The following is a 9861-nucleotide window of genomic DNA, read 5'->3' as shown; positions in this document are numbered from 1 at the left end:
ATGCTCGCGGATGGTCTGCACCAGCCGCTCGGGGTCGCGGTGATCACCCGGCAGCGCCACGGCCAGACGCGCGCCGGTCATCAGCGGCCAGAAGAATTCCCAGACCGACACGTCGAAACTGAACGGCGTCTTCTGTAGAACGGTATCGCTGCCATCAATTTTGTAAGCTTTCTGCATCCAGTGCAGACGGTTGACCAGCGCACGATGACTGTTGCCCGCGCCCTTGGGTTTGCCGGTTGAGCCGGAGGTGTAAATCACATAAGCCAGGTTCAATGGATGGCTGAGGTTGACCGGGTTGGCGGTGCTGTAGCCCTCCAGCCAGTCGCCGTCCTGATCCAGGCACAGGCTCTGTACCTGAACCGGCAAACGCGCCAATAGCGCCGTCTGGGTCAACAGCAAACCGATGCCGCTGTCCTGCATCATGTAGGCCAGACGATCCTCGGGGTAGTCCGGGTCCAGCGGCACGTAGGCGCCACCGGCCTTGATGATCGCCAGCAGACCGATCACCAGTTCCAGGCTGCGCTCGACGCAGATGCCCACCAATACGTCCGGGCCAACGCCCGACTCACGCAGGCGATGCGCAAGCTGATTGGCGCGGGCGTTGAGCTGTACGTAGCTCAGTTGTTCAGTGGCGAAAACCAGCGCCGGTGCGTCCGGCGTGGCGCGCACCTGGGCTTCGATCAGGCTGTGCAGGCAGGCTTCGTTGGGGAAGTCTGCAGCGGTAGCGTTCCAGTCGTGAAGAATCTGCTGCCGTTCAGCCACGTCGAGCATCGGCACTTCGGCAATGCGCTGTGCGGCATTGGCGCAGATGGCCTGCAACAAGGCCAGCCAGTGCCCGGCCATGCGCTCGATGGTGCGCGGGTCGAACAACGCTGTCGCATAGGTCAGGCCAGCGCTCAGGCCACCGTCATGTTCGGCAGTGTTGAGGGTCAGGTCGAACTGCGCCGGGTAACTGTCCGGCAGCAGCGCTTCGACCTGCAGACCGGGCAGCGCGCGGACGTCGGCGCTGGCCTGGCTCTGGTGATTGAACATCACCTGAAACAGCGGGCTGTGGCTAAGGCTGCGCTGTGGCTGCAGGGCTTCGACCAGTTGCTCGAATGGCAGCTCCTGATGCGCCTGGGCTTGCAGGGCGGTGTATTTGACCTGCTGCAGCAACTCATTGAACGTCGTATGCACGTCAAACTCGGCGCGCAGCACCTGTGTGTTGACGAAGAAGCCGATCAGGCCTTCGGTTTCAGCGCGGTTGCGGTTGGCAATCGGCACGCCGACGCGAATATCCGACTGGCCACTGTGACGGTGCAGCAGGCTCTGGAATGAGGCCAGCAACAGCATAAACAGAGTCACGCCCTGTTGCCGCGCAACCTGCTTCAAGCCATCGATCAGCGCAGGCTCAAGCTCGACTGCCAGACGCGCACCGGCATGGCTTTGCACCACTGGCCTCGGATAATCGGCGGGCAGCTCCAGAATCGGCTGCTGATCGCCCAATTGCTGCTTCCAGTAATCCAGCTGCCGGGCCTGCTCGCCAGCCTCCATCCAGGTCCGCTGCCACAGTGCGTAGTCGGCGTATTGCAGGTCCAGCGCGGTCAGGCTCACCTCACGGCCCTGACTGTAGCCCTCGTAAAGGCGCACCAGTTCATCGACCATGATCGGCATCGACCAGCCATCGGAGACGATGTGATGCTGAGTCAGAATCAGCACATGCTCATCGGTGTTGAGGTTCAGCAAGCGGACCCGCAACAGCGGTCCCTGCTCCAGATCGAACGGGCGCTGCATTTCCTGCTGCATGCAAGCTTCAAGAGTCTGGCCGCTGGGCAGCGACTCGACAGACAGGATCAAGGCACGTGGCGGGTGGATGATCTGCAGCGCCTGCTCGCCCTGCTGGCGGAAGGTCGTACGCAGGGTTTCGTGACGGGCAATCAGCGCGCTGAAACTGTGCTCCAGCGCAGCGATGTCCAGCGAACCGCGCAGGCGCAGGGCTGCGGGAATAATGTACGCGGTGTTCTGCGGATCAAGCTGCCAGAGGAACCACTGACGCTGCTGCGCGTAAGACAGCCCCAGCGGCTGCGTGCGGTCGGCCTTGATGAAGCGCGGCGCGTCGTTGCCCTGCCCTGCGCCGGCTGCCAGCGCGAAGGCCGCCAGATCACGCGCTTCGAACAAGTCGCGTAACGACAACTCGACGTCCAGTTGCTGACGAATACGCGAAATCACCTGAGTGGCCAGCAACGAATGCCCACCCAGCTCGAAAAAGTTGTCACTGCGTCCGACCCGCTCGAGTTTCAACACGTCGGCCCAGATCGCTGCCAGTTGCTGCTCCAGCTCGCCTTGCGGGGCGCTGTAGGTGGCCTGCAACTGACTGGCGTCCGGCGCAGGCAACGCCTTGCGGTCCAGCTTGCCATTGGCGGTCAACGGCATGCTGTCGAGAACGATGAAATGGGTAGGCACCATGTAATCGGGCAAGTGCGCTCTGAGTTGGCTTTTCAGCGTTTCACGCAGGGTTGGCTGATCCTGATCAGGCTCGGTAGGCACCAGGTACGCCGCCAACTGCCCTTCCAGCGCCAGCACGCTCACTTCACGCACCGCCGGGAGCGCATGCAGCCGCGCTTCGATTTCGCCCAGTTCGATACGAAAGCCGCGAATCTTCACCTGGTGGTCGATACGCCCGGCGTATTCGATGGTTCCGGCAGTGCGATAACGCGCCAGGTCGCCGGTGCGGTAGAGGCGGCCACCATCATTGGAGAACGGGTCCGGCACAAAGCGTTCGGCGGTCAGCGCGGCGCGGTGATGGTAGCCCCGCGCCAGACCGGCATGGCCGATGTGCAGTTCGCCGCTGCAACCCAGGGCAACCGGGTTGAAATCAGCATCCAGCACATACCACGACAGGTCGGGAATCGCCTCGCCAATCGGGCTGGCCGGGTTCTGCGTGTCGGCCAGCGTGATTGGTCGATAGCTCACGTGCACCGTGGTTTCAGTGATGCCGTACATGTTGATCAGTTGTGGCGCTTGATCGCCAAAGCGCTCGAACCACGGCTTCAGGCTGGCGACGTCCAGTGCCTCGCCGCCAAAGATGACTTTCTGCAACGACAGCGGTAGCGACGAATCGCAGGCCACACGCATCAGTTGCTTGAACGCCGACGGTGTCTGGTTGAGCACCGTGACCTGCTGTTCGACCAGCAGCGCGTGGAAATCTTCCGGCGAGCGGGTTACTTCGCGCGGCACGATGACCAGTCGGCCGCCATGCAGCAGCGCGCCGAAAATCTCCCAGACCGAGAAGTCGAAGGCAAAGGAATGGAACAGCGTCCACACGTCCTTTTCGCTGAATGTGAACCAGTCATCCGTCGCCGCGAACAGGCGCATCAGGTTGTGATGGGCGAGCAAGGTGCCTTTCGGTTTGCCGGTCGAGCCCGAGGTGTAGATCACGTAGGCCAGGTTGTCCGGCGTGGTCTGGTTGACCGGGTTTTCCGTGCTGTAACCGTCCAGCGCATCAGCCAGATCCAGCTTCTGAACATGTGCAGGAATCGGTAACTGGCCAAGCAAATGTGCTTGAGTCAGCAACAGTTCGATGCCGCTGTCGTGCATCAGAAAGCTCAGGCGATCCTGCGGGTAATCCGGGTCCAGTGGCACGTATGCGCCACCGGCCTTGAGGATCGCCAGCATCCCTACAATCATGTCCAGACTGCGTTCAGCGGCCAGCCCCACGCGAACATCCGGGCCAACGCCCTGCTCGCGCAGTTTATGGGCCAGTTGGTTGGCACGGCTGTTGAGCTGTTGATAGCTCATCTGCTCGGCACCAAAGCTCAGAGCGATGGCCAGCGGCGTGCGCTCGGCCTGGGTTTCAATACGTTGATGGGCACAATAATCGCTTGGGTAAACCGCAATGTCGCGGTTCCAGTCGCGCAGGGTGTCTTGCCGTTCATCGATACTCAACAGCGACAGATCGGCGATGCGTTGGTTGACGTCGCGGCACATGCCGCTCAGCAGGTTGCGCCAGTGCCCGGCCATGCGCTCGATGGTCGATGCGTCGAACAGGTCGGTGGCGTAGGTCAATGCGGCTGTCAGGCCGTCCGGGCGTTCGCAGGTGTCGAGGGTCAGGTCGAACTGCGCGGTGTGCTTGGCGGACACCTGATATTCCAGACGCAGCCCTGCCAGCTCACGGGTCTGGTTGTGGCCTTCGCTCTGGTGGTTGTAGGCCACCTGGAACAGCGGGCTGCGGCTCAGGTCGCGCTGCGGCTGCAACGCTTCGACCAGTTGCTCGAACGGCAGGTCCTGATGCGCCTGCGCCTGTACGGCGGTGTGTTTGACCTGCTGCAACAGCTCGGCCACGGATGTCTGCATGGTGAATTCGGCCTTGAGCACCTGGGTGTTGACGAAGAAGCCGATCAGCCCCTGGGTTTCGCTGCGGGTACGGTTGGCGACCGGCACGCCGACGCGTATATCGGCCTGACCGCTGTAGCGATGCAGCAGGGTCTGCAACGAGGCCAGCAACAGCATGAACAGGGTGATGCCCTGTTGCCGCGCCAGCACCTTGAGGCCGTCAAGCAGCGCAGCGTCCAGCTCGACGTTAAGCCGCGCACCTTGGTAACTGCGCAGCGCAGGACGCGGCCGATCAGTGGGCAATTCCAGAATCGGCTGTTGCTCGCCCAGTTGCTGCTTCCAGTACGCCAGCTGGCGTTCCTGTTCACCCATTCCCAGCCAGTTGCGCTGCCAGAGGGCGTAGTCGGCGTACTGGATCGGCAAAGGCGCCAGCTTGACCTCGCGACCGAGGCTGGCGGCCTGGTAGAACTGCATCAACTCCTCGACCATGATCGGCATCGACCAGCCATCGGAGACGATGTGGTGCTGGGTCAACACCAGTACATGCTCCTGCCCGCTCAGCCTGAGCACGTTGACCCGCAGCAGCGGCCCTTGCAGCAGATCGAAAGGCTGCTGCACGTGGCGATCCACCCACGTTTCAACGGACTCGCCAGCCGCCAGTTGCTCGACACCGAGCGCAAAAGGCGACACCGGATGCACCACCTGCAGCGCTTCATCGCCCTGCTGTTCAAACGTGGTGCGCAGCGTTTCGTGACGCTCGATCAGTTGCTCCACACTGCGCCGCAATGCCTCGACATTCAGCGCGCCGTGCAGGCGCAACGCCAGCGGAATGTTATAAGCCGCGCTGTGCGGTTCCAGTTGCCAGATGATCCATTGCCGCTGCTGCGCGTAGGAGAGCGCGGACGGCACCTGCGTCTCCCGCACTGCGATCGGCGTGACCCCGTAGAGATTCACCCCTTGACGCTTGAGCAGCACCGCCAGCGCCTTGCGTTCACGGGCGGACAGCGATTTAACGGAGTCAAGCAACTGTTGCACTGGGGTCTCTCCTGCTAAGCAATCAAATTATCAATTTCCTCCGCTGATAAACGTTTGAGTGCCTCCAGTGATTTAGTCAATTCGTCCTGCGCGTGGCCACTTTCGCCATTTTTTTCCTGCAGCGTGGCGCTGAAGTCCGCCAGCACCGGTTGCTCGAAGACATCCTTGAGGCTGACCTCGTGCTGCAACTGTTCGCGCACCCGCACGAGCATTTGCACCGCCAGCAGCGAATGCCCGCCCGACTCGAAGAAGTTGTCACTGCGACCGACCCGCTCGATCTTCAATACATCGGCCCAGATCGCTGCCAGTTGCTGCTCCAGCTCGCCTTGCGGGGCGCTGTAGGTGGCCTGCAACTGACTGGCGTCCGGCGCAGGCAGCGCCTTGCGGTCAAGCTTGCCGTTGGCGGTCAACGGCATGCTGTCGAGAACGATGAAATGGGTAGGCACCATGTAATCGGGCAAGTGCGCCCTGAGTTGGCTTTTCAGCGTTTCACGCAGGGTTGTCTGATCCTGATCAGGCTCGGTAGGCACCAGGTACGCCGCCAATTGCCCTTCCAGCGCCAGCACGCTCACTTCGCGCACGGCCGGGTGCGCATGCAGCCGCGCTTCGATTTCGCCCAGCTCGATACGGAAGCCGCGAATTTTCACTTGATGGTCGATGCGCCCGGCGTAGTCGATCATCCCACCAGCCCGATAACGCGCCAGGTCGCCGGTGCGGTAAAGGCGGCCGCCGTCGTTGGAAAACGGGTCCGGCACAAAGCGTTCGGCGGTCAGCGCCGCGCGGTTGTGATAACCCCGCGCCAGACCGCCATGACCGATGTGCAGTTCGCCGCTGCAACCCTGGGCGACCGGATTGAAATCCGCGTCCAGCACATACCACGACAAATCCGGGATCGCCTCGCCAATCGGGCTGGCCGGGTTTTGCGTGTCGGCCTCGGTTATTGGCCTGTAGGTCACGTGAACCGTGGTTTCGGTGATGCCGTACATGTTGATCAACTGCACTGCCTGATCACCAAAACGGTCGAACCACGGCTTCAGGCTGGCGACGTCCAGCGCTTCGCCGCCGAAGATGACTTTTTCCAGTGACATCGGTACAGGCGAATCACACGCCACACGCATCAACTGCTTGAACGCCGACGGTGTCTGGTTGAGCACCGTGACCTGCTGTTCGACCAGAAGTGCATGGAAATCTTCCGGCGAGCGGGTCACTTCGCGGGGCACGATGACCAGTCGGCCGCCATGCAGCAGTGCGCCAAAGATCTCCCAGACCGAGAAGTCGAAGGCAAAGGAATGGAACAGCGTCCACACGTCCTTTTCGCTGAATGTGAACCAGTCATCTGTGGCCGCGAACAAGCGCATCAGGTTGTGATGGGCGAGCAAGGTGCCTTTGGGCTTACCGGTCGAGCCCGAGGTGTAGATCACGTAGGCCAGGTTGTCCGGCGCGGTTTGGTTGAGCGGGTTTTCCGTGCTGTAATCGTTCAGCGCATCAGCCAGATCCAGGGTTTGAACGTGTGCAGGAATCGGCAACTGACCCAGCAAATGCGCTTGAGTCAGCAACAATTCGATACCGCTGTCCTGCATCAGAAAGCTCAGGCGATCCTGCGGGTAATCCGGGTCCAGCGGTACGTAAGCGCCACCGGCCTTGAGGATCGCCAGCATTCCCACGATCATTTCCAGACTACGTTCAGCGGCCAGCCCGACGCGAACATCCGGACCGACGCCCTGCTCACGCAGTTTATGGGCCAACTGGTTGGCGCGGCAGTTGAGCTGTTGATAGCTCAGTTGCTCGTCACCGAAGCTCAGAGCGATGGCCAACGGTGTGCGCTCGGCCTGGGTTTCAATGCGTTGATGCGCGCAGTGCTCGCTCGGGTAGCGCTGCACGCTTTGCGTCCAGGCGGTTGGCAATGCCAGTTCGCCAAGTCGCGTGGTTGCCGATGCGCAGAGACTCTGCAGCAGGTGATCGAAATGCGCCGCCAGTTGCAGAATGCCTTCGGCGCTGAAGTGCTGGCGGTCGTAGCTGAAACGCACCGACAGCACCTCATTGGCCTCGACCACAAGGGTCAGCGGGTAATGCGCCTGCTCCTGATTGCGCAGGTCGTTGAAGGCCAGACCGCCCGGCGCACGTTGCAGGGCTTCGGACACCGGGTAGTTTTCGAACACCAGAATGGTGTCGAACAACGCCTCGCCACTGTTGCGCGCCCAGCGCTGGATGTCATACAGCGGCGTGTGCTCATGCTCGCGCAGGGCAAGGTTTTTCGCCTGTACCTGATGCACCCAGTCGGCCACGGTCTGCTCGGCGCGCGGGCTGACAATGACCGGCAAGGTGTTGATGAACAACCCCAGCTGTTCTTCGACACCCGGCAACTCGGCCGGACGCCCGGCCACGGTCGCGCCAAAGGTCACGCTGGACTGGCCGGTATAGCGTTGCAGCAGCAACAGCCAGGCCGATTGCAGCAGCGTATTGAGGGTGACGCGCTGCTCACGGGCAAACGCGTTCAGGCGTCGGGTGCCGTCGTTGTCGATCAGCTGGATGTAGTCGCCGTAGCCCTGCCCCTCGGCCGAAGACTTGAACGCTTGCAGCAAACGGGTCGGCTCGTCCAGTTCCGCCAGCTCCGCAGTCCAGAAACGCTCGCTGAGGGCGGCATCCTGATGCTGTAGCCACTGAATGTAATCACGATAGCGACCCGCCTGTTTCGCTGGCATCTGCCCGCTGTAGCGTTGCAGCACTTCACCGAGCAGGCGCGAGCTGCTCCAGCCATCCATGAGGATATGGTGGCTGGTATACACCAGATGCCACGCGTCTTTGGCGGTGCGCAACACGGCCAGGCGTAACAATGGCCCGTGCGCCAGATCGAAGCCCTGCTGACGATCGGCTTGCGCCCAGTCGTCGAGCCAGCTTTCCGGCTGACCGCGCGCATCCAGCTCGACAAAAGGCACCTCCACCTGACGCTGCACCACTTGCAGCGACTGCTCGCGCTGGCTGACAAAACCGCTGCGCAGCACGTCGTGATTGTCCACCGCGGCCTGCCAGGCGTTGCGGAAACGCGGCACATCCAGCCCGCGAATGTCCACCCGCAACTGGTTGATGTAGTTGCCCGCGCCTTCATCGAACAGCGAATGAAACAGCATGCCCTGCTGCATCGGCGACAGCGGGTAGATATCCTCGATCTGGCCCGCAGCAATCGGCAGCTCGTCAAGCTGCGTCTGGGTGAGGCGCGCCAGCGGGAAGTCCGAAGGCGTGACGCCTTGATGCCCGGCCGTGCAATGTTCGATCAGGGTGGTCAGCGCCTGCTCGTAGCGACGCGCCAGGGTGTCGATGGTCGAGGCGTGATACACCTCGCAGCTGAAGCTCCAGTCCAGTTGCAACTGGCCGTCGAACACCTGACCGTTGAGGCTCAGCCAGTTGCCCAGCGGCCCGTCCTCGCACAGCGCAGTGCCTGAACTGTCGGCACTCGGTACGAACAGCGCGCCTTGGTGTTCGTTGAAGCTGCCGTCGAACTGGCCCAGGTAATTGAACGTGACCCGCGCCTGCGGCAAGGCAGCCAACTGCTGCGCGAAAGACGCCTCGCCCATATAGCGCAACACGCCGTAACCAATGCCCTTGTCGGGCACCGCACGCAATTGCTCCTTGATGCCGCACAGGCTTGCACCCGGCGCGATCTGCGGCGTGAGGCGCACCGGAAACAGGCTGCTGAACCAGCCTGCGGTGCGGCTCAGATCGGTATCGTCGAACAGGTCTTCACGGCCATGCCCTTCCAGCTGGATCAGCACCGAGGGCTGCTGGCTCCATTCGCAGAGGACCTGGGCCAGCGCCGTCAGCAGCAGATCGTTGACTTGCGTGCGGTACGCGGCGGGCGCGACTTTCAGCAGCTTGTGGGTCAGGTCCCGGCTCAGCCAGGAAGAGGCATGCGCCGCGTCGCGATTGCGCATCGTGCCTTCGGGCTTGTCGCGAGGCAGCGGCTGGTCTGCGCCCTGCAAGGCCTGCAGCCAGTAATCGCGCTCGGTGTTCAGCTTCTGGCCGGTCGCATACTGTTGCAATTGCTCGGCCCAACGCTGGAGCGACGTGGTCTTTGCCGCGAGTGCTACCGGCTGGCCTTGCGCCAGGGCGCGATACGCCTGTTGCAGATCTTCCAGCAACACCCGCCATGACACGCCGTCCACCACAAGATGGTGAATCACCAGCAACAGGCGCTGTTCGCCTTGTGGCAGGTTGATCAGCACGGCACGCAGCAGCGGGCCGTTTTTCAGGTCCAGGCTGCGCTGCGCTTCGTCGGCCAGTTCGGACAAGCGCTCGATGCTGTCCAGCTCATGGGTCCAGACCAGCTCACGAGTGTTCAGCGCGCCGAAGGTGGCCTGCCATTGGCCGCTCTGCTGGGTGAAACCCAAGCGCAGTGCGTCGTGCTGTTCGACCAGCGCAGTCAATGCAGTCTGAAGATAAGTGGCCTCCAGCGCTTGCAACGGCTTGAGCATCAGCGCCTGATTCCAGTGCTGACGCTCGGGGATGTCCAGCTCGAAG

General features: G+C 62.2%; 2 protein-coding genes. Both read right to left on the bottom strand.

Annotated elements, in window-relative coordinates:
* The coding region (locus tag AO388_RS21710; RefSeq protein ID WP_058417094.1) for a non-ribosomal peptide synthetase at positions 1-5346 on the bottom strand (5346 nt) is incomplete at its 3' end.
* Between the two features lie 14 nt (positions 5347-5360).
* Positions 5361-9861: non-ribosomal peptide synthetase (locus tag AO388_RS21705; RefSeq protein ID WP_153003999.1), on the bottom strand; the 4501-nt coding region annotated here is incomplete at its 5' end.

This window comes from Pseudomonas sp. ICMP 10191 (assembly GCF_001467335.1).
Taxonomy (GTDB): domain Bacteria; phylum Pseudomonadota; class Gammaproteobacteria; order Pseudomonadales; family Pseudomonadaceae; genus Aquipseudomonas; species Aquipseudomonas cerasi.
This window is presented reverse-complemented; position numbering and strand designations above follow the sequence as displayed.